Origin of the sequence: Streptosporangium sp. NPDC002544 (assembly GCF_040295965.1) — a bacterium.
Taxonomy (GTDB): Bacteria; Actinomycetota; Actinomycetes; order Streptosporangiales; family Streptosporangiaceae; genus Streptosporangium.
In genome coordinates this window covers 17,241-43,461 of record NZ_JBEOWJ010000019.1, presented here as the reverse complement: position 1 = coordinate 43,461, position 26,221 = coordinate 17,241, and the positions used below count along the sequence as shown (strand labels likewise).

At 69.8% G+C, this 26,221-nt stretch carries 19 protein-coding genes and 1 pseudogene; 8 read left to right on the top strand and 12 right to left on the bottom strand.

Annotated elements, in window-relative coordinates:
- Window positions 1–187: 187 nt before the first annotated feature.
- From murA to purD, 3 genes are all read right to left on the bottom strand, one after another.
- Entirely contained in the window at window positions 188–1,456 is a 1,269-nt protein-coding gene (gene murA / locus ABT061_RS27025; protein ID WP_350922994.1) for a UDP-N-acetylglucosamine 1-carboxyvinyltransferase, read from the bottom strand.
- 244 nt (window positions 1,457–1,700) lie between these two features.
- On the bottom strand, window positions 1,701–2,735 hold the full coding sequence (locus tag ABT061_RS27020) for a hypothetical protein (protein ID WP_350922991.1): 1,035 nt from the start codon (window positions 2,733–2,735) through the stop codon (window positions 1,701–1,703).
- 145 nt (window positions 2,736–2,880) lie between these two features.
- Window positions 2,881–4,113, bottom strand: a complete 1,233-nt coding sequence (purD, locus tag ABT061_RS27015) for a phosphoribosylamine--glycine ligase (RefSeq protein ID WP_350922988.1) — start codon at window positions 4,111–4,113, stop codon at window positions 2,881–2,883.
- Window positions 4,114–4,559: 446 nt separating this feature from the next.
- On the opposite strand from purD, the gene corA reads away from it, so the two are divergent.
- Complete coding sequence (gene corA / locus ABT061_RS27010; RefSeq protein ID WP_350922986.1) at window positions 4,560–5,678, top strand: magnesium/cobalt transporter CorA; 1,119 nt, start codon at window positions 4,560–4,562, stop codon at window positions 5,676–5,678.
- A gap of 9 nt (window positions 5,679–5,687) precedes the next feature.
- Here corA and ABT061_RS27005 read toward each other — a convergent pair whose 3' ends face one another.
- The 4 genes from ABT061_RS27005 to fbaA form a co-directional block, all read right to left on the bottom strand.
- Entirely contained in the window at window positions 5,688–6,614 is a 927-nt protein-coding gene (locus tag ABT061_RS27005; RefSeq protein ID WP_350922983.1) for a glycerophosphodiester phosphodiesterase family protein, read from the bottom strand.
- 161 nt (window positions 6,615–6,775) lie between these two features.
- On the bottom strand, window positions 6,776–8,059 hold the full coding sequence (locus ABT061_RS27000) for an adenylosuccinate synthase (RefSeq protein WP_350922981.1): 1,284 nt from the start codon (window positions 8,057–8,059) through the stop codon (window positions 6,776–6,778).
- Window positions 8,060–8,211: 152 nt separating this feature from the next.
- Entirely contained in the window at window positions 8,212–8,631 is a 420-nt protein-coding gene (locus tag ABT061_RS26995) for a DUF3151 domain-containing protein (protein ID WP_350922978.1), read from the bottom strand.
- A gap of 157 nt (window positions 8,632–8,788) precedes the next feature.
- The gene (gene fbaA / locus ABT061_RS26990; protein ID WP_350922976.1) at window positions 8,789–9,811 is read right to left on the bottom strand and encodes a class II fructose-bisphosphate aldolase; all 1,023 of its coding nucleotides are present in this window, start codon (window positions 9,809–9,811) and stop codon (window positions 8,789–8,791) included.
- A gap of 332 nt (window positions 9,812–10,143) precedes the next feature.
- Between fbaA and ABT061_RS26985 the strand changes: the two genes are divergently transcribed.
- Entirely contained in the window at window positions 10,144–10,563 is a 420-nt protein-coding gene (locus ABT061_RS26985) for a hypothetical protein (RefSeq protein WP_350922974.1), read from the top strand.
- A gap of 115 nt (window positions 10,564–10,678) precedes the next feature.
- Here the strand turns inward: ABT061_RS26985 and pyrE are convergent, their stop codons facing one another.
- Window positions 10,679–11,215 carry an orotate phosphoribosyltransferase gene (gene pyrE, locus ABT061_RS26980; RefSeq protein WP_350922971.1) on the bottom strand — a complete coding sequence of 179 codons (537 nt, stop codon included), beginning with the start codon at window positions 11,213–11,215 and terminating at the stop codon, window positions 10,679–10,681.
- Between the two features lie 261 nt (window positions 11,216–11,476).
- Between pyrE and ABT061_RS26975 the strand changes: the two are divergent.
- The 5 genes and pseudogenes from ABT061_RS26975 to ABT061_RS26955 form a co-directional block, all read left to right on the top strand.
- Window positions 11,477–11,890 (top strand): annotated as a pseudogene (locus ABT061_RS26975) (RRXRR domain-containing protein); the annotation flags it as partial.
- Between the two features lie 37 nt (window positions 11,891–11,927).
- Complete coding sequence (locus tag ABT061_RS26970; protein WP_350923331.1) at window positions 11,928–12,326, top strand: hypothetical protein; 399 nt, start codon at window positions 11,928–11,930, stop codon at window positions 12,324–12,326.
- A gap of 123 nt (window positions 12,327–12,449) precedes the next feature.
- On the top strand, window positions 12,450–14,762 hold the full coding sequence (locus tag ABT061_RS26965) for a zf-HC2 domain-containing protein (protein ID WP_350922969.1): 2,313 nt from the start codon (window positions 12,450–12,452) through the stop codon (window positions 14,760–14,762).
- A 276-nt stretch (window positions 14,763–15,038) separates the two neighbouring features.
- Entirely contained in the window at window positions 15,039–16,265 is a 1,227-nt protein-coding gene (locus tag ABT061_RS26960; RefSeq protein ID WP_350922967.1) for an NYN domain-containing protein, read from the top strand.
- A 93-nt stretch (window positions 16,266–16,358) separates the two neighbouring features.
- Window positions 16,359–16,736, top strand: a complete 378-nt coding sequence (locus tag ABT061_RS26955) for a hypothetical protein (protein ID WP_350922964.1) — start codon at window positions 16,359–16,361, stop codon at window positions 16,734–16,736.
- A gap of 89 nt (window positions 16,737–16,825) precedes the next feature.
- Here ABT061_RS26955 and ABT061_RS26950 read toward each other — a convergent pair whose 3' ends face one another.
- A complete protein-coding gene (locus ABT061_RS26950; RefSeq protein WP_350922962.1) occupies window positions 16,826–17,458 on the bottom strand; it encodes a response regulator in 633 nt (210 codons plus the stop codon).
- A 3-nt stretch (window positions 17,459–17,461) separates the two neighbouring features.
- On the bottom strand, window positions 17,462–21,640 hold the full coding sequence (locus tag ABT061_RS26945) for a HAMP domain-containing protein (protein WP_350922960.1): 4,179 nt from the start codon (window positions 21,638–21,640) through the stop codon (window positions 17,462–17,464).
- Window positions 21,641–21,850: 210 nt separating this feature from the next.
- On the opposite strand from ABT061_RS26945, the gene ABT061_RS26940 reads away from it, so the two are divergent.
- Window positions 21,851–23,299 (top strand): PP2C family protein-serine/threonine phosphatase, encoded by a 1,449-nt coding sequence (locus tag ABT061_RS26940; protein ID WP_350922957.1) that lies wholly within the window; start codon window positions 21,851–21,853, stop codon window positions 23,297–23,299.
- Window positions 23,300–23,373: 74 nt separating this feature from the next.
- Here the strand turns inward: ABT061_RS26940 and ABT061_RS26935 are convergent, their stop codons facing one another.
- Together ABT061_RS26935 and ABT061_RS26930 are read right to left on the bottom strand one after the other, a co-directional pair.
- Window positions 23,374–25,140 carry a S9 family peptidase gene (locus ABT061_RS26935; protein ID WP_350922955.1) on the bottom strand — a complete coding sequence of 589 codons (1,767 nt, stop codon included), beginning with the start codon at window positions 25,138–25,140 and terminating at the stop codon, window positions 23,374–23,376.
- Window positions 25,141–25,316: 176 nt separating this feature from the next.
- The gene (locus ABT061_RS26930) at window positions 25,317–26,147 is read right to left on the bottom strand and encodes a putative RNA methyltransferase (RefSeq protein WP_350922952.1); all 831 of its coding nucleotides are present in this window, start codon (window positions 26,145–26,147) and stop codon (window positions 25,317–25,319) included.
- Window positions 26,148–26,221 lie beyond the last annotated feature (74 nt).

Below are 26,221 nucleotides of genomic sequence, written 5' to 3'. Positions count from 1 at the left end.
GCTCGACCAATGTTCGTCCCATCATGCCGTCCGTTTGTTTTCGGCTCTCTTTTGGAACGATCGCTTGTGAGGGCCGTAATGTCACGCCCGATTTGCGGCCAATTCCGGAAGCTGCTTCCGGGTTAAACCCATGACTGGCATCGTTTACACAGGTCAGAGCGGTTTTTGAGCAGCTCAAACCCGCTGATTATGGCGCTGAAATCTCTCGGCGCACATCGCCGCCCAGGGCCTGCATGCGCTCGGCGAGATAAGAGTGCCCGCGGTCGATGAGATATCCCGATCCGATCACGGTCTCCCCTTCAGCGGCCAGACCCGCGAGCACGAGGGCGATTCCCGAGCGCAGGTCGTGAGCGGTCACCTGTGTTCCAGTGAGCGGAGTCGCACCACGAACGACGGCGCTGTTCTCTTTCACTTCAATATCGGCACCCATTTTGTTCAGTTCTGAGGCCAGAGCGAAACGACCGTCGAAGATTCGTTCATGAATGTAGCTGGCGCCGTCGGCGAGACAGGCGACCGTCATGATCGGCGACTGCAGGTCGGTGGCGAAGCCGGGATAGGTGTCGGTGATCACATTGATCGGACGCAGTGGACGATCCCTGCGCACGTGCAGCACCGCGCCGTGGTCGGCGAACTCCACCCCCATCTGCTCCAGCTTGTAGCGGACCACGCCGAGGTGGTCCAGGTCGGCGCCGACCAGGTTGACCTCTCCGCCGGTGACGGCGGCGGCCATGGCGAACACGCCCGCGTCAAGGCGGTCCGGCATCACGGTGTGCTCGACGGCCTGGAGTTCCTCCACGCCCTCCACGGTGATGAACCCGGTGCCGCCGCCGCTGATCCTCGCGCCCATCCGGGTCAGCATGTCGATCACATCGAGGACCTCGGGCTCCAGCGCGGCGTTCTCGATCACGGTGGTGCCGCGCCCGAGGGCGGCGGCCATGATCAGGTTCTCGGTGCCGGTGTGCGAGGGGGTGTCCAGGTACAGGGTGGCACCGGTGAGGCCCGCCGACTTGACGTGGATGACCGCGTCGCCCTCGTCCACGATCGCGCCCAGGCGCTTGTAGCCCAGGTAGTGGAAGTCGAGGTTGCGGCTGCCCAGGTTGCAGCCGCCCACGCCCTCGATGATCGCCTCACCGAGACGGTGCAGCAGGGCGGGCACGAACAGCACCGAGCCGCGGAAGCGCCGGGCGATCTCCGCGGGCAGCACCGGGCTGCTCAGCGTCGAGGCGTCGATCACCAGCGTGCGCTCCGCCTCGTGCAGCTCGACCTTGGCGCCGACCGTCTCCGCCAGCTCGACCGCGCGCCGGACGTCCTCGATGATGGGGACGTTGCGCAGGACCGTGCGGCCTTTGGAAGCCAGCAGCGCGGCACCGATCATGGGCAACACGGCGTTCTTGGCACCCTGGATGAAGGCGGTTCCACGAAGTGGGTTGCCACCGCGCACGCGGTAACGGACCATGCGTCATGCTCCTTGGAAGTGTTCTGGGTAACTCGTGTGGCGCGAGGCGGCAGCCGAGGTTATCGGCCAACAGTAGCCGTTGAATGCCCCTGAACCGGCCACTTCGAGGGTGAACTGCCCCTGAACCGGCCGATAAGCCATCTGCCGCCGCCGCGTTGCGCGGCGACCACGCTTTCGCCTGCGGTTTCCGGGCTCGCGGGTGTCACTGTGGGGCGCGGCACCGGGAGACCTCGGGCCTCGGATGCTACCTGCCCTTCGTGTTCACCGCGGCGGTGAGCGGGGAGGCGGCCGACAGGAGATTGTCGGCCCGCTGGTCCACGAAGCGGGTGACGACCTGCTGTCCGTACCCGAACGCCATCGCCCAGACCAGGATCGCGGGCTGCGAGCCGAGCCCCGCGAAACCGGGCACGAAGCCCGAGTTCAGGATCAGTAGCCCGAGCACGGCCGTGGCCACCCCCGCGGGCGCCTTGAGCAGGTTCTGGACGACGGCCAGCGAGTAGCGGGTGGACAGCTCCGAGCGGGTCGACAGCGAGGCGGCGGTGGCCAGCGCCGCGCCCAGCATGCCGATCAGGGCCACGAGCGGGACGTCGCCGTGGCCGGGCCGCAGGCCGCCGGTCGGGCAGATCTGGGCGGGCATCAGCCCCTGGGTGCGGATCACCGACTGGTCGCCGCACATCGGGATGACGTCCGGCCAGATCGCACCGATGACCACCACGCTCAGCACGATCAGGGAGAGCATGACCACCCCGCCGATGAGCAGGTTGCGGAAGTTGCGGACCCGCCCGGTGTCCATCGCCTGCGCGGTGTACGCGGCCCGCAGCACCGACTGCATCAGCGGCCTGTCGTTCTCACCGAGGTCTCCCGCCGCCAGCCTGGCCTGGAGGTGGACAAGCCGGGGGTCGTCGCCGGGCAGGTAGGCCCGGCCGATCGCGACCACCTCCGGCGCCCGCCCGCACAACTCCGCCACCGGCAGCACGCCGTACAGCATCACGGTGGCGCTGTTGACGTTGGACCAGGCGCCCTCGATGGCCTGGCCGGTCAGCCAGCGCCGCACACCGTGCCTGCTGCGCGCGTACGCCTGCGCGCGGGCCAGGTGCGTGCCGATGCCCTCGCCCACCGAGACCGGCCGGCCCGCCCCGTCGCACATCGTCAGAACGCGCTCGGCGTCGGCCCTGATCTCCTCGCTCCGGGTGGCCACGTAGACCCGCCAGGTGCCCGGCCAGCGCAACACGCCGGTGTCGCCGATCCGCTCGGCGGTCAACGCTGGATCAAGCGACATCGTTCCTCCGGGGGGCGGAGCCGGCCTGGGGCGGGGCACCGACTGCCCCAGGCTTATCGCGACATGCCGATCAGGCGCTACGCCCCGGCCGGGGCAGGCCGTGCCGTTTTCAGAGACCGTGCCGTTTTCATAGGCCGTGCCGCTTTCAGCGGGCGCGGCCCGCGATGTCGGTGCGGTGGTGCGAGCCGCGCAGCCGGATGTGCTCCACCGCCTCGTAGGCCGCCGCCCGCGCCGCGGGGACGTCGGGTCCCGTGCCGACCACGCTGAGCACCCGGCCGCCGTTCGAGACGATCCGGTCGCCGTCCAGCGCGGTGCCCGAGTGCAGCACGTAGGCGTCCTCGACCGGGTCGGACAGCCCTTCGATCACGTCGCCCTTCACCGGATCCGCCGGGTAGTTCTCCGCCGCGATCACCACGGTCACCGCGGCGCCGTCGCGATAGGAGAGCGGCCCGAACCGGTCGAGCGTCCCGTTCGCGCAGGCGAGCAGCAGGCCCGCGAGGGGCGTCTGGAGCCGGTCCAGCACGACCTGGGTCTCCGGGTCGCCGAACCGCGCGTTGAACTCGATCACCTTCGGGCCCTTGGAGGTGAGGGCCAGCCCCACGTACAGCACCCCCGTGTACGGCGCGCCGCGCCTGGCCAGCTCGGTCACGGTCGGTATGACGGTCTCGGCCATCACCTGGTCGGCGAGGTCGTCCGGGGCCCACGGCAGCGGCGTGTAGGCGCCCATCCCGCCGGTGTTGGGGCCCTGGTCGTCGTCGTAGGCGCGCTTGTGGTCCTGGGCGGGCTGGAGTGCCACGGCCGTGGCGCCGTCGCAGAGCGCGAACAGCGAGACCTCGGGACCGTCGAGGAACTCCTCGATGACCACCCGCCCGCAGGCGGCGGCGTGCCGGAGCGCCTCCTCACGGTCGTCGGTGACCACCACGCCCTTGCCGGCGGCCAGGCCGTCGTCCTTGACCACGTACGGCGTGCCGAACTCGTCGAGCGCCGCGGTGACCTCCTCCGGCGTGACGCAGGTGTACGACCGCCCGGTGGGCACGCCCGCCGCGACCATGACGTCCTTGGCGAAGGACTTGGAACCCTCGATCCGGGCCGCCTGCCGTGAGGGGCCGAAACAGGGGATGCCGGCCTGCCTGACGGCGTCGGCGACGCCGGCGACCAGCGGGGCCTCAGGGCCGATCACGACCAGCTCCGCCCGGAGCCGCTCGGCCAGTTCGGTAACCGCGGCCGGGTCTGTCGGTACCACCGGATGCAGGGTCGCGACCTGCGCGATGCCCGCGTTTCCGGGAGCACAGTGAACCTCGGTGACCTGGGGGTCCGCCGCCAGCGACCGGCACAGGGCGTGTTCACGCCCGCCGGTTCCAATCACAAGAACGCGCACTTGTCAGAGCTTATCGTCCCCCCGGATCGTCCCTCGGGCCGTGTCGGCACACCCGGATCTCGCCGGTGCCCGAACCCCAGAGTTATCCACAGCCTGTGGATAACCCTGGGGGTCCGCGACGTGTCAGCACGCACGGGAGGTGCCAGTAAACAGGGTGTGAATTTTGTCAGGTTGTGCATGATCGATGCTTGAACCTGGGAGTAAGCTGAGAGCCATCCCCCTATTCGTGTTAAGTTTTGAGTGGCTTTGCGTGTCTCTTGCTGATTGGAGGTGGTTCGGGATGTCCTCTGGCGATCCCAGCAGTACGTGCTCGCGCACGCCTGCTGTGCGCACCCTCGACCACCCCATCTCGGTGCCCGACCGGCGCCGCACGCATCGTCGCCTCCACTTGTGGTGACAGCGCATCGCGTGCGGTATCCCGCCAGGTTGGGCGGGAAAGGCTCGCCATGCGCTCCTCGCTCCTTTTTCCCCGTATCAAGCACGCCCGCACGATCCGTGCCCCGCACGCGCCCGCCGTCTCGCTCGGTGCGCGGATGAGCGGTGTCTGCGTCCCGCCGAGCGACTCGCTCGTCGAGTACGCCGCCTACATCGACGGTAAGAAGATCGAGGCCCTGGGCATCCCCGACGCCCTGGAGCTCGTCCGCACGCACAACGCGTCCGTCGAAGGGAACAACGCCTTCGTCTGGGTCGGCCTGCACGAGCCCGACGCCCCCGAGGTCGAGTGGCTGGCGGAGGTCTTCGCCCTGCACCCGCTCGCCGTCGAGGACGCCGTCAAGGCTCACCAGCGACCCAAGGTCGAGCGCTACGGCGACTCGCTGTTCGTGGTCCTGAAGACCGTCGCCTACCTCGACCACGACGTGCTGACCGCGACCAGCGAGATCATCGGCACCGGAGAGATCATGGTGTTCGTCGGCACCGACTTCGTGGTGACCGTGCGGCACGGCCGGCACTGCCCGCTCTCGGAGGTGCGGGAGCGCCTTGAGGACAAGCCCAAGCTGCTCAGCCGGGGCCCCACCGGCGTGCTGCACGCGATCGCCGACCACGTCGTCGACAAGTACCTCACCGTGGCCGACCGGATGCAGACCGAGCTGGAGGACGTCGAGGCGATGGTCTTCGCGGACGTCAGTGCCCGTGACATCGGCCGGATCTACAACCTCAAGCGCGAGATGATCGAGATGAAGCGGTCCGTCACACCGCTCCAGGCACCGATGTCCACGCTGGCCCAGCGCCGGATGATCCCCTCCGAGATGCGCGAGTACTTCCGTGACGTCGTCGACCACCTGGCCCGCGTCTGCGAGCAGGTCGAGTCGTCCAACGAGCTCTGCAACTCCATACTGCAGGCGGCGCTCGCCCGTTCCAACGCGCTCGCCAACGAGGACATGCGGAAGATCTCCTCGTGGGTCGCCATCATGGCCGTCCCCACGATGATCGCCGGCATCTACGGCATGAACTTCGAGCACATGCCCGAGCTCGACTCCGTCTTCGGCTACCCGCTGGTGCTCGGCGTGATGGTCATCGCCTGCACGCTGCTCTACCGGGGCTTCCGCCGCAACGGCTGGATGTGACCCGATCCCTCAGGCGCTCATCGGGCGGGCGGGGGTGACCGGCTTCGGGACACGCATGCCCCGCTCGGCCCACAGGGTGATCATCCGGTCGGGATAGTCGGTGACGATCGCGGCCGCCCCGAGACCGAGCAGCTCGGCCGCTCGCCCGGGGTCGTTGACGGTCCACACGGCCAGCGGCAGGGCGGCCTTCTCCGCTCGCCGGGCGAGCTCGGGGTCGACCATCACATGCTCGGGGGAGAGCGTGGTGCCCCCGGCCTCGGCGGCGGCGGCCGGGACGTCGCCGCCGAAATCCTCCAGATGGAGGCCGTCGAGCCAGGCACTGTCCATGGTGGCACGCTCGATCAGGGCGTACCGCCCGGTCGCGGGGGCCAGGGAGCGGGCGATCCGCAGGACGCGCCAGTCGAAACTGAGGATGGCCGCCCGGTCGAGCCTGCGGTGCCGGTCGAGCTCGGCGACCACCATCTCGGTGAACTCACCGACCTCGGCGCTCAGATCGGGCCTGGTCGGGTCCGACTTGAGCTCCACGTGCACCCGCACCCCGTCGGCTCCGTAGGCGTCCATCAGCCCCAGCACGGAGCCCAGGGTCGGCATCCGGGTGTTCGGCACCGGCAGCTGGGTCGGGGCGAAACGGTCTTCGGGGTGGCGCGGCACCCGCACTCCGCACTCCAGCGTGCGCAGCTGCGCCAGCGTGAGCTCGCCGACGGGCCTGCCCACGTACGGGAAGGCGGGGTCGTCGCGGAAGGCGGGCCGGACGTCGGTGCTGGTCACAGCGGACACTGTGAGATCGTGTGTGAGCACCAGCCGCCGATCGGCGGTCAGTGCGACGTCGAGCTCCAGTGCGTCGACGCCCAGCTCCAGGGCGTGGGCGAAACCGGGCAGGGTGTTCTCGGGACGGAGCCCACGGGCCCCACGGTGACCGTGAATCTCGGCATGCACACAGGGACCTTATCCATCTCGCGTACCGATCCCCAGTACGGCTCGCGCCTCGGCGACGCCGGGTGCGGGCCGTATCGGTCGAAACCAGGCCCTTGGTACTTCCGCCCAGCACGGCGACACCTGGCCGATCCCCGCCGCGGCGGGGATCGGCGGGAGCGGATCTAGACCAGCGGGTGGATCTGGAGCGTCTCGGTGCGGCCGGGACCGACGCCGATCGCGGAGATCCTGGAGCCGCTCATCTGCTCCAGGGCCTTCACGTACGCCTGCGCGTTGGCGGGCAGGTCCTCGAAGCTCCTGGCGCTGGTGATGTCCTCCTGCCAGCCGGGGAACTCCTCGTACACCGGCTTGGCGTGGTGGAAGTCGGTCTGGGTCATCGGGATCTCGTCATACCGGACCCCGTCGACCTCGTAGGCGACGCAGACGGGAATCCTCTCCAGGCCGGACAGCACGTCCAGCTTGGTGAGGAAGTAGTCGGTGACACCGTTGATACGGGTGGCGTACCGGGCGATGACCGCGTCGAACCAGCCGCAGCGGCGGTTGCGGCCGGTGGTCACCCCGTACTCGCCGCCGGTGGTGCGCAGCCAGTCGCCCATCTCGTCGTCGAGCTCGGTCGGGAACGGACCCGAGCCGACACGGGTGGTGTACGCCTTCAGGATGCCGATCACGCGGGTGATCCGGGTCGGCGGGATGCCGGAACCCGAGCAGGCGCCGCCGCTCGTCGGGGAGGAGGAGGTGACGAACGGGTAGGTGCCGTGGTCGATGTCGAGCAGGTTGCCCTGCCCGCCTTCGAGCAGCACGACCTTGCCCTCGTCCAGGGCCCTGTTGAGGATCAGCGAGGTGTCGGCGATGTGCGGCTTGAGGCGCTCGGCGTAGCCGAGATACTCGTCCAGGACCTTGTTCGCGTCGATCACCCGACGGTTGTAGATCTTGGTGAGGATCTGGTTCTTCTCGCCCAGCGCGACCTCGATCTTCTTCTGCAGGATGCCCGGGTCCAGCAGGTCCTGGACCCGCACGCCCATCCGGTAGATCTTGTCGCCGTACGCGGGGCCGATGCCGCGCCCGGTCGTGCCGATCTTGGCCTTGCCGAGGTAGCGCTCGGTGACCTTGTCGAGGGCCTTGTGGTGGGGCATGATCAGGTGCGCGTTGGCGGAGATCAGCAGCCGCTCGGAGGAGACCCCCCGGGCCTCAAGCCCGTCGATCTCGCTCAGCAGCACGCCCGGGTCGATGACGACACCGTTGCCGATCACGGGGATGACGTTCGGTGAGAGCACTCCCGTCGGCAGCAGGTGCAGCGCATACTTCTGGTCGCCGATGACGACCGTGTGGCCCGCGTTGTTGCCTCCCTGGTATCTGACGACATAGTCGACCTGATCACCAAGTAGGTCGGTCGCCTTACCCTTGCCCTCATCGCCCCACTGGGCACCAACGAGAACGACAGCCGGCATTGTGATTCTCCCACCGCAAAAACGAAAACCCCTGGCGCAATCGCTACAGGGGCTCTTGCGTGGTGAGAATACCCGACGGCGTCCGAAATGGGGATCTCCCACCTCGGGGCGAGAGATCCCACGGGCAGATCAAGGGGCGGATCAGGGCCGGATCAGCGGCCGGTCAGCTCCTTGGACGCCTCGGCGCTGGAGTCCTTGAGGAACTGGAAGCACCGCTCGGCCTCCTCCTTCTCCCCGATGCTCTGGGCGGCGCGGGCCAGTGCGTGCAGGCACCTCAGGAACCCCTGGTTGGGCAGATGCTCCCAGGGGATCGGGCCGTGCCCCTTCCAGCCCGCCCTGCGGAGCTGGTCCAGGCCCCGGTGGTAGCCGGTGCGGGCGAAGGCGTACGACGTCACGGCGTGTCCCGCCGCGAAATACTCGTCCGCGAGTGCTGCCCAGGCTGCCGGATAGGCGGGGAAACGCGCGGCGACGTCGGATGGCTGGGCACCGGATTCCAGTGCCTGTCGAGCTTCAGGCAGGTCCGGGAGCAGGGTGGGCGGCGGGCCGGCGAGAAGGTTCTCGTGGGATTCCATAGCGACAGTCCTATCTGGTGAACCCGCGCCAAGCCAAGATCGGCTCCCGGGGACTTTCCGGAAGCCGATCTCGTGACCTGGCGGGGACCCTCCGAACATTGACCGGTTTTACCCGGTCTCTACCGAGAATTTCCGGTCTGCGTTGACCGCCGGGTCATCAGGAGAGCTTGGTGCCCGCCGACTTGAGGTGCTGGGCGGCCTCGACGATCCGCGCCGCCATCGAGGTCTCGGCGGCCTTGCCGTACGAGCGGGGGTCGTACACCTTCTTGTTGCCGACGTCGCCGTCGACCTTGAGGACGCCGTCGTAGTTCCTGAACATGTGGTCGACGATCGGGCGGGTGAAGGCGTACTGCGTGTCGGTGTCGATGTTCATCTTCACCACGCCGTAGGCGATGGCCTCGTGGATCTCCTCGAGCAGCGAGCCCGAGCCGCCGTGGAAGACCAGGTCGAACGGCTTCTCCTTGCCGTACTTGGCGCCGACCGCGTCCTGGATCTCCTTGAGCACGCTCGGCCGCAGCTTGACGTGGCCGGGCTTGTAGACGCCGTGCACGTTGCCGAAGGTCGCGGCGAGCATGTAGCGGCCGCGCTCTCCCAGGCCCAGGGCCTCGGCGGTCGCGAGGGCGTCCTCGGGGGTGGTGTAGAGCTTCTCGTTGATCTCGCCGACGACGCCGTCCTCCTCGCCGCCGACGACGCCGATCTCCACCTCAAGGACGATCTTCGCGCGGGCGGTCTTCTCCAGGAGCTCCCTGGCGATCTCAAGGTTCTCGTCCAGCGGCACGGCGGAGCCGTCCCACATGTGCGACTGGAAGAGGGGGTCCTCGCCCCTGGCCACCCGCTCAAGGGAGATGTCGAGCAGCGGGCGCACGAAACCGTCCAGCTTGTCCTTGGGGCAGTGGTCGGTGTGCAGGGCGATCGTCACGGGGTAGTTGGCCGCGACGACACGGGCGTACTCCGCCAGTGCCACCGAGCCGCTCACCATGTTCTTGACCGTGGTACCGGAGAGGAAATCGGCGCCGCCGGTCGACACCTGGACGATGCCGTCGCTCTCCGCCTCGGCGAAACCCCTGAGTGCGGCGTTGAGGGTCTGTGACGAGGTCACGTTGATGGCCGGGTAGGCGAAACCTCCCGCCTTGGCCCGGTCGAGCATCTCGGCGTAGACCTCTGGGGTCGCGATGGGCATCGTGTCATCTCCTGGAGACGGCTGTGGGCAGCTGGCACGGGGCTATGAAGACATTGCCCATGAGCCAGTATTCCGGGTTCCTTCCCAACCGGATAGCTCCACCACCACTTCGGGACGTACGGATGTGTCCTCGGCATGGTCTCGGCGCCCACCGGTGGGAAACCTCCGGAGGACTCCTGGCGCTCGCCGGTACGGGATCTCCAGTATGACCTGGTTGGTTATAGGGGATCTTCTAGGATTTCGGGGCTTCGGGGCTGATTCACCAGGTCAGTCGTGAAATATACTCACGAACCGCTAATCTCCACTGTGTGGGACGCCACAGGTCTGACCCCATGGGTATCGCCCGCCTGGTCCTCGCCGGACTGGCGGCGCTGGCGCTCGTCGTCCTGATCGTGGTCGGGGTTCTCTCGCTGATCGGCAGTCTCGGCTCCGGCGCCGAGACGGCCCCGCCGGCCACCACCACGTCGCCCGCGGACGCCTCTTCGACCGCCTCCGCCACTGCCGAGCGGGTGCCGACGGTCCTCGTCGAGTGCCTGCGGGAGCACTGCCCCACGGTCTTCCTGAAGGTCACCGGGGGCGATGTGCTGCTCGACCGGGAGATGGCCAAGGGCGAGCAGTTCCAGTCCTTCGACCCCAAGGTCGATGTCGTGCTGGCCGACTCGGCCGCGGTCCGGGTCCAGGTGAACGGGACGGTCCGGGCACCCGGCGGGGCGGGGGAGCGCCAGGAGTTCACGGTCTCCCGAAACCGGTAGAGCGCCATGGATCCCCGCCGTGGCGAGGATCGGCCGGACGAAGGTCACCGCGGCCTGCCCCGGTGACCGGAACAGAGCCCTTCCGGGGAAGGCCCGCGAGGCGCCGGTCGATCCTCTAGTCCAAGTCGAGGTCGGCCAGGGTGTAGGCGGTCCGGTACGGCAGCCCGGCGTCGGCGATCGCCTGGGAGGCTCCCCGGTCCACGATCGTGGCGACCGCCACGACCTCGGCGCCCGCCGCGCGCAGCGCCTCCACCGCGGTCAGCGGGGAACCGCCGGTCGTGGAGGTGTCCTCCACCGCGAGCACCCTCCGCCCCGCCACATCCGGCCCCTCGATCCGGCGCTGCATGCCGTGGGCCTTCTGCGCCTTGCGCACCACGAACGCGTCGAGCGTCCTGCCCCGCGCGGCCGCCGCGTGCAGCATGGCGGTCGCCACCGGGTCGGCGCCCAGCGTCAGCCCGCCGACCGCCTGGTAGTCGAGATCTTCGGTGAGGTCCAGCATGACCCGCCCCACCAGCGGCGCCGCCTGCCCGTCGAGGGTCACCCGGCGCATGTCCACGTAGAAGTCGGCCTCTCTGCCCGAGGACAGCACGACCTTGCCGTGCACCACGCCCTTGCCCTTGATCTCTGCCAGCAGGTTCTCGCGATCGCTCATGGCACCAAGGTTAGGGCGATCCGGAAGGCCGCCCGATCCGGGGTCACCGGGGAGCGGCGCCGATCCGGCCGCCGGATGGCAAAAGTGCGATCCGGGTTTACGCGCGGCGCGGACTGCGGGATTATCCGACAGACAACTCCGGGTAATGGTGCGGTCACAGTCGGCAACCCCCTCCCGAAGGAGGGGGCTTGAGGTGCGGTAACGCGCTTTGAAGCCCCGCGTTGACCAGCCCTGGCCGTCAGCTCAGGGAGGTGCGTTGTGATGGCCACGTTGAACATAAGATCGCAGACCCACCGGCAGGTGCTTCCTCAGCCTGCCGCTCTGGAATCCGTGGGAGCAGACACGCCCGAGGGTGGGCACGAAACGGCTCACGGACACCGCCGTCAGGCGGTATCTGGTGTTCGACCTGGGCGAGGGGAGATCGAGCGGACCGGCACCCGTTCTGCTCGGCGTCACCCCGAGGGCGCTTCGGTGTCCGAGGGAGCCAACCGTGAGGTTCACCCCGTCGTGTTCGTCCTGGACGCCCGCGGCCGTCGCCTGCCGGCGGCCGGGCGGGCGGTGGTTCACCGCCACACACCGTTCGTCATCCGCCTCAAGGACCGGTCGGCTGCCGATTCCAGCGTGGCAGGCGTGCAGGTCGGGATCGACCCCGGCTCCAGGCACACCGGCCTGGCGGTGTTCACCGGCCACAGCGGGAGCCGGGCCGGACGGTATGCGATCCAGCTCGACCACCGACCTGGTGGTCACGGCGACCGGGCGCGGCACCTACGCCCGCACCATCCCCGACCGATACGGATTCCCCCGCCTTGTCCGGCCACGGAGCAAACTGCACCACGGCTTCCAAACCGGCGACCTGGTCCGGGCGAACGTCCCGGCAGGCAAGAAGGCCGGGGTTCACGCCGGGCGAGTCCTGGTCCGCTCCTCTGGCTCGTTCGACATCACCACCCGGCACGGCTGCGTCGCCGGGATCAACCACCGGCATGTCCGTCATCTTCAACACGCGGACGGCTACGGCTACACGACCCGGAAAGAAGCCGATCGACATGACCGACCGGTCAGGGCACGCTCGGGCCCTGGCGGCCCTCCCGCTCCCGACCCCTCCCCGGCCTGAAGGACTCCGTTGCCCAATTCGTTCTCGATCTCCGTGCCCGGCACCGGATAACGACGCCAGACGTCGACCGGCGGCAATCAAGCAACGGAGTCCTGAAGGCAGGGGCATCCCCGGGAGGTTCTGGTGAAAACATCTCAAGGCGACGCTGAACTGCTGGCTGCCGCCAGGAACGGCGACGTGGCCGCCTACCGGGTGCTCCACCAGCGGCACGCTCCCGCGGCGTACGCGCTGGCCCGCCTGCTCCTCCCCGTCGAGAGCGGGGTCGAGGGCGTCGTCGAGGAGACGTTCGCGGCGGTCCACCAGGTGATCGACCAGGGAGACGGCCCGGAGCAGGCGTTCCGCGTCCACCTGCTCACCGCCCTCCGCCGTACCGTCGGCGACACCTCCGACGCGGCGGATCTGGAGGGCTCGCCGGTGGCCAGGGCCTTTTCGTCCATGCCGGAGAGGTGGCAGCTCGTCCTGTGGCACGCCGAGGTCGAGAGGGCCAGGCCCGACGACACCGGACTCCTGCTCGGCCTGACGGTGAACGGCGCGGCCGCGCTCGCCTACCGGGCGCGGGAGGGGATGCGCCAGGCGTGCCTGCGCATCCACCTGGCCGAGACGACCGCGCCCGAATGCCGGCCCGCACTGGCCAGGCTGGGCCACCACATCCGTGGCGGCCTGACCAGGGAACAGAGCAGGATCGTGGACGAGCATCTGGAGGGCTGCTCGGGCTGCCGCGCGGTGCTCACGGAGCTGACCGGCATCGGCCAGAGCATCCGCTCCGTCATCGGCCCGCTCATCGTCGGTCCCGTGTTCCCCGCCTACCTGGTGGCGCTCGGCAGGATGGGCGTCACGACGGGGGGCGGACTGCCCGGCCGCTGGCGGCAGGCTCCCCGATCCGTGCGGCGCGCCGTCACGGCCGGTGCGGTCACCACCGCGGTCGCGATGGTGGCCGCACTCGTGCTGGTGTCGGGCTCGGAGCCCGCGCCCCCGCCGAACGCGGCCTCCGAGCCGATCGTCATGGCTCCGGCGCTCCCCGGCGTCGTACCGACACTCTCCGGGCAGCCGAAGGCGTCCGGAGGTGAGAGCGGCGGGGCCGGCGCCGGCGAGCCGGCCGAGACCGGGCCGGGGCCGACGGGAACGGGGCAGGACGGCCGGACGGGTTCCTGGCTCGCGCCCCGCCTGGTGGCCAGGATCGACGCGCTCGGTGCCCTGATCAGGTCCGAGGCCGGCATCGTGGCGGTGCGGCTGCGCAACGCGGGGCGTGGGCAGAGTGAGGAGGTCGTCGCCTACGTCGGGCTGCCGCGAGGCGTGACGCTGCCGTCCGGATCGCGCGGGGGACACTCCGTCGGTGCCGTCGCGCCGGTCGGCACGGTCGACGGCTGGTCCTGCCGGGCGTGGCGGCGAGGTGCCCGGTGCGTCCGCGGTCCGCTGCCGGCGGGCCGGGCCACGGCGGTCTTCCTGAGAGTCCTGGTGTCGGACGACGCGCCCTACGGGGCGGCGCCCTCGGTCACGGTCTCCACGGCGGGGACGCGGGTGGCCGCCAGGTCGCGCAGCGGCGTACGGGCGGAGGGCGCTCCGGCACGGTTCGCCACCGACGGCCGGGTGGCCGTCTCCGCGATCGGCAACACCCTGCTGAGCTGCGCGCCCTCGGAGCCCGGGTGCGAGGCAGCCCGCGCGGGGCAGGGCAACCGGCGCGACAACAACAGCTGGGAGATGCGTCCCCTCGATCGTGACGGGGATCCGTCGACGAGCTCGTCGAGCGCCGCCCGGCTCGTGCTGCCGGCGGCCGGCAAGGTGGTCTGGGCGGGACTCTACTGGTCGGCGAGCGCGCCCCCCAGCGGGCGGATCAAGCTCAAGGTGCCGGGGGAGACGGAGTACCGGCAGGTCAGGGCCGCGCGGGTGGTGGAGCGAGAGCTGCCCGTGGGGCGGGGCTACCAGGCGTTCGCCGATGTGACGCGGCTGCTGGGCAGGGCACGCGGGACGTACTGGGTGGCCGACGCCTCGATAAGGCCGGGCGTCTCGCGCCATGCCGGGTGGAGCCTGGTGATCATCGTGGCCGACCCGCGCAGGCCGTACAGCCAGACCGTCGTGCTCGACACCGCGACGGTGCTGGAGCGGGGGCATCGCTCGATGCGGATACTGCTCGGAGGTCTGACGCCCGCCGACGCGCCCGCGAAGGTGGCCCTGGTGACCTGGGAGGGTGACGCGGGCGTCGCGGGTGATCGGGTGAGGCTCGGTGGCCGGACCCTCCGGCCCGCCGGAGGGGAGCGGGACCCGCGCAATCCCTTCGACGGATCCGCCACCGGGGCGAGGGGCGCCCGCGCGACCTTCGGCACGGACGTGGACCGCTTCCGGGCACGCCTCGGCCGCGCCCCGGTGCTGGAGCTCAGCACGCACCAGGACGTCCTGCTTTTCGGCGTGGCGGCGGTGAGCGTGCGGACCGCTCCGTGAGGCGCGTTCGAGAAGGCCGGGCCTCCGGTACGACGGGCGCGGTGCGGGACCTCGAAGACGGATGGCGTATAGCACCCCGCAGAGGGGGTTGACGAACGGGACAAACTGGTACGGTCTGCGTAAACGGTCCGGCGTATGGTCGAGCGCGGGTGGAATCGTCGGGATTCACCCTCGGATGGTCAGCCGCTTGATTACCCTGAGGAAGGGCCGTCTGTCTGGGCTCTTTCGGGCTTGTCTGAGCCAGAGGATCGGGCCACGTAGGAAGGGCGGTGTCAGGTGGATCGTTGCGCGCTGTTCGTGGACGCCGGTTACCTGCTGTCCGACGGCGCGATGGCGGTGCACGGAACCCGCCACCGCGAGGCGGTCTCCTGGGATTACCCGGGGCTGCTCCAACTGCTCAACAAGTTGTCGAGAGAGCGCACCGGCCTGCCGCTGCTCCGCTGTTACTGGTACGAGGCGACGGTGGAGGGCCGGCGTACTCCCGAGCACGACACGCTGGCCGACATCCCCGGCCTCAAGCTCCGCCTGTCGCGCATCCGCCCCGGCCGCCGCGAGGGCGTCGACGCCCAGGTTCACCGTGACCTGATGACGCTGGCCCGCAACGGCGCGGTCTGCGACGCGGTCGTGGTCAGCGGTGACGAGGACCTGGCGCAGGTCGTCTGCGACGCCCAGGATCTCGGTATCCGAGTCACCGTGGTGCACATCAGCGCCGACGGCAGCTGGGCCGTCTCCCGCACGCTCCGCCAGGAGTGCGACGACCTGATCGAGATAGGCGCCGGCCAGTTGCGGCCGCACGTCAGCCTGATCGGCGACGAGGCGCCTCCCCTGGCGGTCAACGGCCACCAGCACGGTACCAACGGCCACTCCGTCGCGACTCGCGGCAGCAACGGCTCCCCGGTGGCCGGCCCGGTCACCAGCCCCGTCACCAGCCCGGTCCCCGCGGTCCAGACACCCCGTGCGGCCCATGCCCAGCACGCGCTGCCCTCCGCCTATCCGAGCTACACCCAGGAGTCGCCGGCGACCCCGGTCACACCGGCCGCTCCGGCCGCCCCGCCACCCCAGACGCCGCCGCTTTCGCCCGCCCCCACGCCGTCGCACGCGGCCGTCAACGGTTCGACCGGCCCGCTGCAGCCCGCCCCGCAGTACTCGCTGGGCAACACCGGCGGCATGCCGAGCTACCAGGCGTCGCAGATGGGCGCCTACACCGGTCCTCAGTCGGCCCCCGTGCCGGTGCAGAGCACCGGGAACGGTGCCGCGACGACCCTCTCCGACGCGGTGAAGGCCGCGCACAAGGAAGGCCACGACTTCGGCGAGTCCGTCGCCAAGGACGCCCCGGCCCTGTGGCTGGAGGCGGTTCTCGCCCGTAAGCCCCGGATGCCCTCGGATCTGGAGGCACGGCTGCTCCAGGGCTCCTCGCTGCCGATCGACTTCCTTCTGCACGACGAGGTCCGCCACGCCCTGCGCCGCGGCTTCTGGGACGCCCTGGAGCGCGCCCGCCGCTGAACGCCACTGGTCGCGGGTCAACCGGGAGGGGGACACCAGGTCCCCCTGACGGCGGGTGCGATCGGCCTGGACCCCGGACTACCGTCCCCTCTCGTGAAAACGATGGAGTGGAAGTCATGGTTCGGGGCGGGTTTGCTGGTCGTGGCCCTGCTCCTGGCGGGGTTGAGCGGGTTCGTGTTCCTGCGGGCGAGCGCCACGCAGGAACGGATCGATGGGCACCTTCAGAAGGCGGCCGGGCTGCTCAGCGAGGCGGGGGCCGTCAAGGAAACCGACCCCGGGCGGCACGACGAACTGACCCGGGAAGCTGACCGGTACACGGGGTTCGCCGAAGGCGGCCTGGATGAGTACGACTCCCAGTATTCGGGCGCGTGGCTCTTCGCCGCCGGTGCCGCCGGATGCCTGGCCGGATCCTTCATGGTGTTCTTCCTCCGTGGCGGCCGGCGGGCGGCGCGCGCCGCGGGGACACGGTGAGACGCGGTGGCCGGCGGGCCGCCCCGGGCGGGGGTGCCCGGGGGTGACGTCCGTGAGGGTGCCGCCCGCGGGCGGACCGGGAACCCCGGTCAGGTGAGGGCGTCGAAGCCGGCGCGCAGGTGGTTGAGGCGGTTGGTCAGGTCGGATATCGGGCCGACGAGGCTGGGGGCGCCGTTCTTGCGTGCCAGCTCGGTGACCCGGGCGAGCTCGTTCTCGACCGCGGCCAGGCGCTTGGACAGCTCGGGCAGCACGGTCGCCTGCTCGTCCGCCTCGCCGGGCGGCAGCTCGGCGGAGAGGCGTTCGCGGAGCATGGCGGCCTGCTCGGCCAGCCTGCGGTTCATGTTGTAGAGCTCCACGAACACCGCGACCTTGGCCCGGAGCACCCACGGATCGAAAGGCTTGGTGAGGTAGTCGACGGCGCCCGCCGCGTAGCTGCGGAAGGCGTAGTCGGGCGCGCTGTCGACCACGGTGAGGAAGATGATCGGGATGTTGCGGGTGCGCTCGCGGCGCTTGATGTGGGCCGCCGTCTCGAACCCGTCCATGCCCGGCATGCGGACATCGAGCAGGATCAGCGCGAACTCCGTGCCGAGCAGGGCCTTCAGCGCCTCCTCCCCGGACTTCGCCCGGACCGGTATCAGATCGAGCGAGCTGAGAATGGCCTCCAGCGCGATCAGATTCTCCTCCCGGTCGTCCACCAGGAGGATCTTGGCTCTATCCGGCATCGATCACACGCCTTCGTCGGAGTCACCGGCCGGCTTGCCCCTGGTCAGCCAGCCGCGTAGCCGTTCCAGCAGGCGGTCGACGTCTACGGGCTTGGGCACGTAGTCGGAGGCGCCGGATGCGATGCTCTTCTCCCGGTCGCCTCGCATGACCTTAGCGGTCAGCGCGATGATCGGCAGGTCCGCGAACTGGGGCATCCGGCGGATCGCGGAGGTGGTGGCCCAGCCGTCCATCTCCGGCATCATGATGTCCATCAGAACGAGGGCGACGTCCTCGTTACGTTCCAACTGCTCGATGCCCTCGCGGCCGTTCTCCGCGTAGATCACCGTGGAACCGTAGCGTTCGAGCACGCTGGTCAGTGCGAACACATTGCGGATGTCGTCGTCCACGATCAGGATCTTCGCCCCGGTCAGCGGGTCGTCGCCCTTCCACGGCTTGCCCTCGCCCTGCGGGGGGAAGTGCGGCAGGGGCATGTCGTCACCCCGCACCAGCTCCGGCAGGTCGTCGGAGCCTTCGAGCACGCCGATGAGCGCCGGGTTGCGGGGGGAGGAGGTGGGGGCGCTCGCCCCGCCGTCCCGTGAGGCCAACGGACCGCCGTAGGACGGTGGCAGGTAGAGGGTGAAGGTGCTGCCCTCGCCGACCTTGCTGATCACGTGGATCTCGCCGCCGAGCAGGCGGGCGATCTCGCGGCAGATGGACAGGCCCAGGCCCGTCCCGCCGTACTTCCGGCTGGTGGTGCCGTCGGCCTGGCGGAACGCCTCGAAGATGACCTCCAGCTTGTCCGAGGCGATCCCGATGCCGGTGTCGACCACCTCGAAGGCCAGTATGCCGTCGGCGCCGCGCAGGGTGTCGTCCACGAAGGCGACGGAGCGACCGGCGTGGATCACGCGCAGTCGTACCTCACCCTTGGGGGTGAACTTGATCGCGTTGGAGAGCAGGTTGCGCAGCACCTGCTGGAGGCGCTGCTCGTCGGTGCGGAGCTCCTGCGGTATCGACGGGTCGACCTCGACGGTGAACGACAGGCCCTTGTCCTGGGCCAGCGGGGCGAAGGTGGCCTCGAAGTAGTCGACGAGCTTGGGCAGGGAGATCTGCTGGGGATGGATGTCCATCCGCCCCGCCTCGACCTTCGACAGGTCGAGGATGTCGTTGATCAGTTGGAGCAGGGCCGACCCGGCGCCGTGGATCGTCCTGGCGAACTCCACCTGCTGGGCGGTGAGGTTGCCGTCGGCGTTCTCGGTGAGCAGCTTGGCCAGCACGAGGAGGCTGTTCAGCGGGGTGCGCAGCTCGTGGGACATGTTGGCGAGGAACTCGGACTTGTAGCGCGAGGAGACCGCGAGCTGCTCGGCGCGCTCCTCCAGCGTGCGCCGGGCCTGCTCGATCTGGAAGTTCTGGATCTCGATGGCCCGGTTCTGCTTGGCCAGCAGCGCCGCCTTGTCCTCCAGTTCGGCGTTGGAGCGGCGCAGTTCCTCCTGCTGGCGCTGGAGCTCGTCGGAACGCTCCCGCAGCTCGGTGGTGAGACGCTGCGACTCGGTCAGCAGGTCCTCGGTACGGGAGTTGGCGATGATCGTGTTCATCGTGACACCGATGGTCTCGACGAGCTGGTTCAGGAAGTCGTGGTGGATCTCGCTGAACTCGCTGAACGAGGCCAGCTCCAGCACACCGAGTACCTGGGTCTCGAACAGGACCGGCAGCACGACGATCTGCGCGGGTGTGGAGGTGCTGAGACCGCTGTCGACGGTCAGGTAGCGGGCGGGCACGTTGCCGAGGATGATCCCCCTGCCCTCCAGCGCGGCCTGGCCCACGATGCCCTCGCCGGTGGCGAACCGCTGCCGGGGGCCGTTGCCGGAGCGTACGCCGTATCCGGCGATGAGGTGCAGGTCGTGGTCGCCGGTGGGGTCGGCGAGGTAGAAGGCGCCGTAGTGGGCCGACACCAGCGGGGTCAGCTCGCTCATGATGAGCTTGGCGACCTCCATCAGGTCGCGATGGCCCTGCATGAGGCGGGAGATCCTCGCCAGGTTGGACTTCAGCCAGTCCTGTTCCTGGTTGGCGGTGGTGGTGTCGCGCAGCACCGCCACCATCATGTTGATGTTGTCCTTCAGCTCGCCGATCTCGCCCTCGGCGTCGACGGTGATGGAGCGGGTCAGGTCACCGGTGGCGACGGCGGTGGTGACCTCGGCGATGGCACGCACCTGGGTGGTGAGGCGCGCGGCGAGCTCGTTGACGTTCTCGGTGAGGCGCTTCCAGATGCCCTCGGCGCCCTCGACCCGGGCCTGGCCGCCGAGCTGGCCCTCGGAGCCGACCTCGCGGGCGACCCGGGTGACCTCGGAGGCGAAGGAGGAGAGCTGGTCGACCATGGTGTTGATGGTGGTCTTCAGGGCGAGGATCTCGCCCTGGGCGTTCACGTCGATCTTGCGGGTCAGGTTGCCGGACGCGACGGCGGTGGTGACCTCGGCGATGTTGCGGACCTGGTAGGTCAGGTTGTTGGCCATGGAGTTGACGTTGTCGGTGAGGTCCTTCCAGACGCCGGAGACGCCGCGGACCCGGGCCTGGCCGCCGAGCTGGCCCTCGGTGCCGACCTCGCGGGCGACGCGGGTGACCTCGTCGGCGAACATCGACAGCTGGTCGACCATGGTGTTGAGGGTGTCCTTGAGCTGGAGGATCTCCCCCTGGGCGTCGGCGGTGATCTTCTTGGACAGGTTGCCCTGGGCCACCGCCGTGGATACCGCGGCGATCTGACGCACCTGGGTGGTCAGGTTGTTGGCCATCACGTTGACGTTGTCGGTGAGGTCCTTCCAGGTGCCGGAGACGCCGGGCACCTGCGCCTGGCCGCCGAGCTGGCCCTCGGAGCCGACCTCGCGGGCGACCCGGCTCACCTCGGAGGCGAAGGAGGAGAGCTGGTCGACCATGGTGTTGATGGTGGTCTTCAGGGCGAGGATCTCGCCCTGGGCGTTCACGTCGATCTTGCGGGTCAGGTCGCCGTTGGCGACGGCGGTGGTGACCTCGGCGATGTTGCGGACCTGGTAGGTCAGGTTGTTGGCCATGGAGTTGACGTTGTCGGTGAGGTCCTTCCAGACGCCGGAGACGCCGCGGACCCGGGCCTGGCCGCCGAGCTGGCCCTCGGTGCCGACCTCGCGGGCGACGCGGGTGACCTCGTCGGCGAACATCGACAGCTGGTCGACCATGGTGTTGAGGGTGTCCTTGAGCTGGAGGATCTCCCCCTGGGCGTCGGCGGTGATCTTCTTGGACAGGTCGCCCTGGGCCACCGCCGTGGACACCGCGGCGATCGCGCGGACCTGGGTGGTCAGGTTGCCCGCCATCACGTTGACGTTGTCGGTGAGGTCCTTCCAGACGCCGGAGACGCCGCGCACCTGCGCCTGGCCGCCGAGCTGGCCCTCGGTGCCGACCTCGCGGGCGACGCGGGTGACCTCCTCGGCGAATGCCAGCAGCTGGTCGACCATGGTGTTGACCGTGTTCTTCAGCTCGAACATCTCGCCGACCGCGTCGACGGTGACCTTGCGGCTCAGGTCGCCCCGGGCGACTCCGGTGGTCACCGCCGCGATGTCGCGGACCTGCGCCGAGACGCGGCTGGACATGGTGTTGACGGCTTCGGTGAGGTCGCGCCAGCTTCCCGCCATACCGCGCACCTGCGCCTGGCCGCCGAGCTGGCCCTCGGTGCCGACCTCGCGGGCGACCCGCGTCACCTCGGAGGTGAACAGCGACAGCTGGTCGACCATGCCGTTGATCGCCTTGCCGAGGCGGCGCACCTCACCTCTGGCAGCGCGGTCAAGGTCGATCCGGCGGGACAGATCGCCCTTGGCCACCGCGTCGATCACGTCCGCCGCTCCGCTGACCGGGCCGACGAGCGCGTCGATCAGCGAGTTGACCGAATCGACGCTCTCGGCCCACGAGCCCACTCCGGGACCGGGGGTGAGACGCTCGGCGAAGCGGCCTTCCTTCACCACCTCACGGCGGACCCTGTGCAGCTCGTTGGCCAGATGCTCGCGGCGGTCGGCCACCTCGTTGAGCAGCAGCCGGATCTCGCTGAGGATTCCCGGCGGGGCGTGTGGCACCCGGCGGCGGAAATCGCCGTCGCGCCAGGTGATGAGTGTCTGCAGGATCGGTCGTAGATCCGATTCGCTGTAACGTCGCTCCTCGACGCCGGGCACGGTGTTGACCGTGGTCATATGACCTCCTTGACTCCCGGGGGCGCAGCCGTGAGTCACCCCAGTCTGTCACGGTGCGCAATGTGTAGTCCCACCTTCGATTGACCCCATGTCAACGGGAAGTGTGGTAGTCACGGAATAGTGACCAGTGCTCCTCGCGCCGTCTTGGCAGCGACCTTCACCCCGGGACACACAGCTGTCCCCGCCGTCAGGCGGTTCACCGTGGAGGTGATGACCGCCTGGGCCGCCGTGTCCGTGCTGGCGGCCGCCGAGCGGCTGGCGGCCGAGCTTTCCTCGCAGGTGGGAGACGCCCCCTTCGAGGTCGTCTGGAACCACCTGGGCGACGGGCTGCAGATCGAGGTGCGCCAGCAATGGGCCCCCGAGCCGAGCCCCTGCGCCCCGTCCGTACCGGTGGAGGAGTGGGGTGTCACCTTCGCCGGTCAGCAGCGCACGCACTGGGCCAGGCTCCGGCTGCCCGGTTCCTCCGGGCGGCCGTCCTCGGAGTGGACCGCCGAGGAGCCCAGCCGCGGGCCGATCTGGATGGGTTTTCTCGCCGACGCCAGCGATCTGCTGGCGGGCACCCTCGATCCTGACATGGTGCCCGCGATCATCTCGCAGATCGTGGTGCCGAGGCTGGCCACCTGGTGTGCCGTCTACACGTGGAGCAATGGCGGCGGCCCGCAGCGCCCAGCTTACCTCTGGCACACCGATGAGCGGCGCATCGACGAGCTCCGGGAGGAACTCGCCACCGCCCAGATTCCGCAGGCCGGTGGTTCCATGCAGCTCGCCGACTCGCAGGTGCTGGTCATCCCGCTTCTCGCGCGCGGGCGCACGCTGGGCGCGATGTGCCTTGGACGTCCCGACCGGTTCACCGAGGACGTGCTCCAGTACGCCGAGGACATCGGCCGCCGCGCCGCCCTCGCCCTGGACAACGCCCTGCTGTACGCCACTCAGGCGGCGGCCAACCGGGCGCTCCAGCGCAGCCTGCTCCCTCCTGACGAGCCCGGCGAGATCCCCGGCCTCGACCCCGCGGTGGTCTACGAGCCGGCGGGGGAGACCAACGAGGTCGGCGGCGACTTCTACGACCTGTTCGCGGTCGGCGACAAATCCTGGCGGTTCGCGGTGGGCGACGTCTGCGGGACCGGCCCCGAGGCCGCCGCGGTCACCGGTCTGGCCCGCCACACCCTGCGCCTGCTCGCCCGGGAGGGGTACGGTGTGGCCGCCGTCCTCGACCGCCTCAACCAGGCCATCCTCGAGGAGGGCGACCGCGCCCGGTTCCTGACGCTGCTGCACGGGGAGATCACGCCCGGGCCGAGCGGTCTGAACGTGTCGATGGTCTCCGCCGGCCACCCGGAGGCGCTGCGGTTGCGACCCAGCGGCGTCGTGGAGACGGTGGTGACCTCCCAGTCGCTGCTCGGCGTCTTCCCCGAGGCGACCTTCAAGGCGGAGGTCGTCCACCTCGACCCCGGTGACGTGCTCCTCGCGGTGACCGACGGGGTCACCGAGCGCCGCAGGGACGGGCGGCTGCTCGACGACGACGCGGGTCTGGCCAAGCTGCTCGCCGAGTGCGTGGGCCTGTCGGCGCGGGCGGTCGCCGAGCGGATCCGCCGCGCCGTCCAGGACTTCGCCCCCGAGCCGAGCGCCGACGACATGGCGATCGTGGTCCTGCGAGCACGCTGACGGGGCCGGCCGCGTTCCACGGGCAGATCCTCTGCCCGCCGTGGCTCCCTCCTGCGCCTCGCGCCGGGCAGGGGCTAGATATCGGTCTTCACGTGTCTGCGGGCGAAGTCCAGCTGCGCCGACATCTGCGCGATGCGCTCGGAGACGACCAGTGAGCCGTGGCCCGCGTCGTAGCGGTAGACCTCGTGCTCGTGGCCGCGCCCGGCGAGCCTGGCCACGTACGCCTCGATCTGCCCGATCGGGCAGCGCGGATCGTTCTCTCCGGCGAGGATCAGCAGCGGTGCCTCGACCTGGTCGACGTAGGTGATCGGAGAGCTGCCCGCGTACCGCTCGGGCTGTTCCTCCGGTGAGCCGCCGAGCAGCGCGCGGTGGTAGGAGCGCAGCGCCTCCGCCTCCTCCGCGTAGGCGGCCGCGTGGTCGGCGATCGGCACCGTGGCGATGCCCGCCGCCCACATCTTGGGCTGGGTGCCCAGACCGAGCAGCGTGAGGTAGCCACCCCAGGAGGCGCCGGACAGCACCAGCCGGTCGGGGTCGCAGACGCCGCGGTCGACCAGGGCGTCCCTGACGGCGGTCACGTCGGCCAGCTCGATGTGCCCGACGTCGCCGCTGAGGGCGTTCCGCCAGTTCGAGCCGTACCCGGTGGAGCCCCGATAGTTGACCCTTACGACCGCGAAGCCCAGGTCCACCCAGGCGGCCACCTGCGGCACGAAGGAGTCGTCGTCCTGCGAGGTGGGGCCGCCGTGCAGCAGGAAGACGGTGGGGAAGGGGCCGGAGCCGCGCTCGGGGCGCGAGACCAGGGCGTGGATCCGGCCGCCGGGCCCCTCCACGTCCACGTCCTCGACCGGGACCGACGGTGGTGAGGTGGGGCCGCCGTGGCTCATCACCATGTGGCCGTTGGTCGACCGGATCAGCGGCGGGTGCGCCCCGCTGGACCAGGCGTACTCGACGGAGCCGTCGGGGCGGGGCGCGGCGGCGTCGATCACGCCGTGCTGGGTCTCGATCGGGAAGAAGCCGCCGCCGGGAAGGTCGTAGCGGCTCAGGTGGGTGCGGCCGCGGTGACCTCGCACGACGAGCAGCGAACGGCCGTCGCCGTACCAGTCGGCGGTGATCTCCCCCGGGTCGCGCAGCCAGATCTCCCGCTGGTCGCCGGTCTCGGGATCCCAGACGAGGGGTTCGCGGCGGCCCCTGCGCTCGTGCAGGGTGAGCAGCCTGCGATCTCCGGACAGCGGCGCGAAGCGCAGGCCGGAGACCGTCTTGCCGGGACCGTCGTACAGGTCGCCGACGACCTGACCGTGGCGCCGGAGCACGCGCAGCGCGGGGTGCCGGGCGTCGCCGTGCTCGCTGTGGCTGATCGCGATCAGCGAGCCGTCCAGGGAGACGGCGGCGACGGCGGCGGCCTCGGCGTGCTCGTAGATCGTCCGAGCGGGCTCACCCGGCCTGACGAGGTGGACGGTGAAGCCGCGGCCGGGCCTGGCCATGCCGATGACCGCCTCACCGGTCGCCGAGAGCCCGAGGCCGCAGGGGAAACCGGGGTCGAGGTCGATCGGCTCGTCGGGGCCGCCGTAGAAGGGCTGGCGCATCCACCGGCCCCACTCGTCGCCGTCGGTGTCGTCGAACCACCAGATCCACTGCCCGGTGGGGTCGAGCGCGCCGTGTGAGGTGCCCTTGGGACGTGAGGTCACCTGGCGGGTCGAGCCGCCTGCGCGGTCCCAGGTGTAGACCTCCCATGCCCCTGAGGCGTTACTGCGGTAGACGGACCGGCTGGGAGCCTGGACCGCCCACACAGGCAGCGTCGCGCGCGGCGCGCGGAACCTGGCCTGCCAGCGTTCCTCCGCCTTCATAGGGCGCTTCCCTCCGTCAAGGCGTCAGCTTCGCGCGTTCAGTCGCGGGCTCGCCGGATTGCGGTCCAGTATGTCGTCTTCAACGGGTAATTGCTTGAGTAATGTCCGGGAATTTCGGACTAAATGTCACATCAGTAACAGGCGTCCCGAAGGTGGCTGTCAAGCACACGGCTTGCTCAGGGGCGGCGCTTAAAGATAGACATACGGAAAGAAGCCTCCACGAGGCTCGTTTCACGAAGCCCTTGGACTTTTCTCCGCATAACTTCCGCGTCCATGTGCCAGGCGCTGGGCCCCATTCCCACGACCGCCCCGACCGCGTCGTGTCCCAGGGTCATCTCGAACTCGTGGATGCTCCGGTCGGTCTCGACGAAGTGTTCGCTCAGGCTCTCCGCCATCCGTCGCTCCTTCGACTCGTCCACCGACAGAAGTCCCAGTTGCTCCACCAGTGGTACGAGGTGCCGCGAGGTGGGTGTGACCACGACAAGCTCACCGTCACCCCTGAGCACTCGGGCAAACTCTGCCCCGTTTCTTGGGGCAAACACATTCAGAAGCACATCTATCGTGCCATCTCTCAGCGGCAGTGGTCTCCAGACGTCGGCCACCACCGCCCCCAGCCGGGGGTGCGCCCGCGCGGCCCGCCTGATCGCGTGCTTGGAGACGTCCAGTGCCACTCCGACGGCCCCCGGCAGCTCGTCGAGCACCCGCGCCAGGTAGTGGCCCGTCCCGGCCCCGGCGTCCGCCACCGCCTTCGCGCCGGTAGGGCAGGCGCCGGCGATCGCTTCGGCAAGGGGGGCGTAGTGCCCGGCGCCGAGGAAGGTGTCCCTGGCCGCCACCATGGCCGCGCTGTCTGCCGTCCCGGGCACCCGCGACCCGGTCAGCAGGCTGACGTATCCCTGTCTGGCCACGTCGAAGCCGTGCCCCAGGGCGCACCCGAGGACCCGGTCGTGAAGGGTCAGAGCACCTCCGCAGACCGGGCAGGCGAGGTGTTCGACGACATCGTCCAGCATCGCTCCATCATCTCGCGTTCCGCCGCAGCTGAATTGTCATGAAATGTCCCTACGATGCGAGCAGTGTCTCCCCA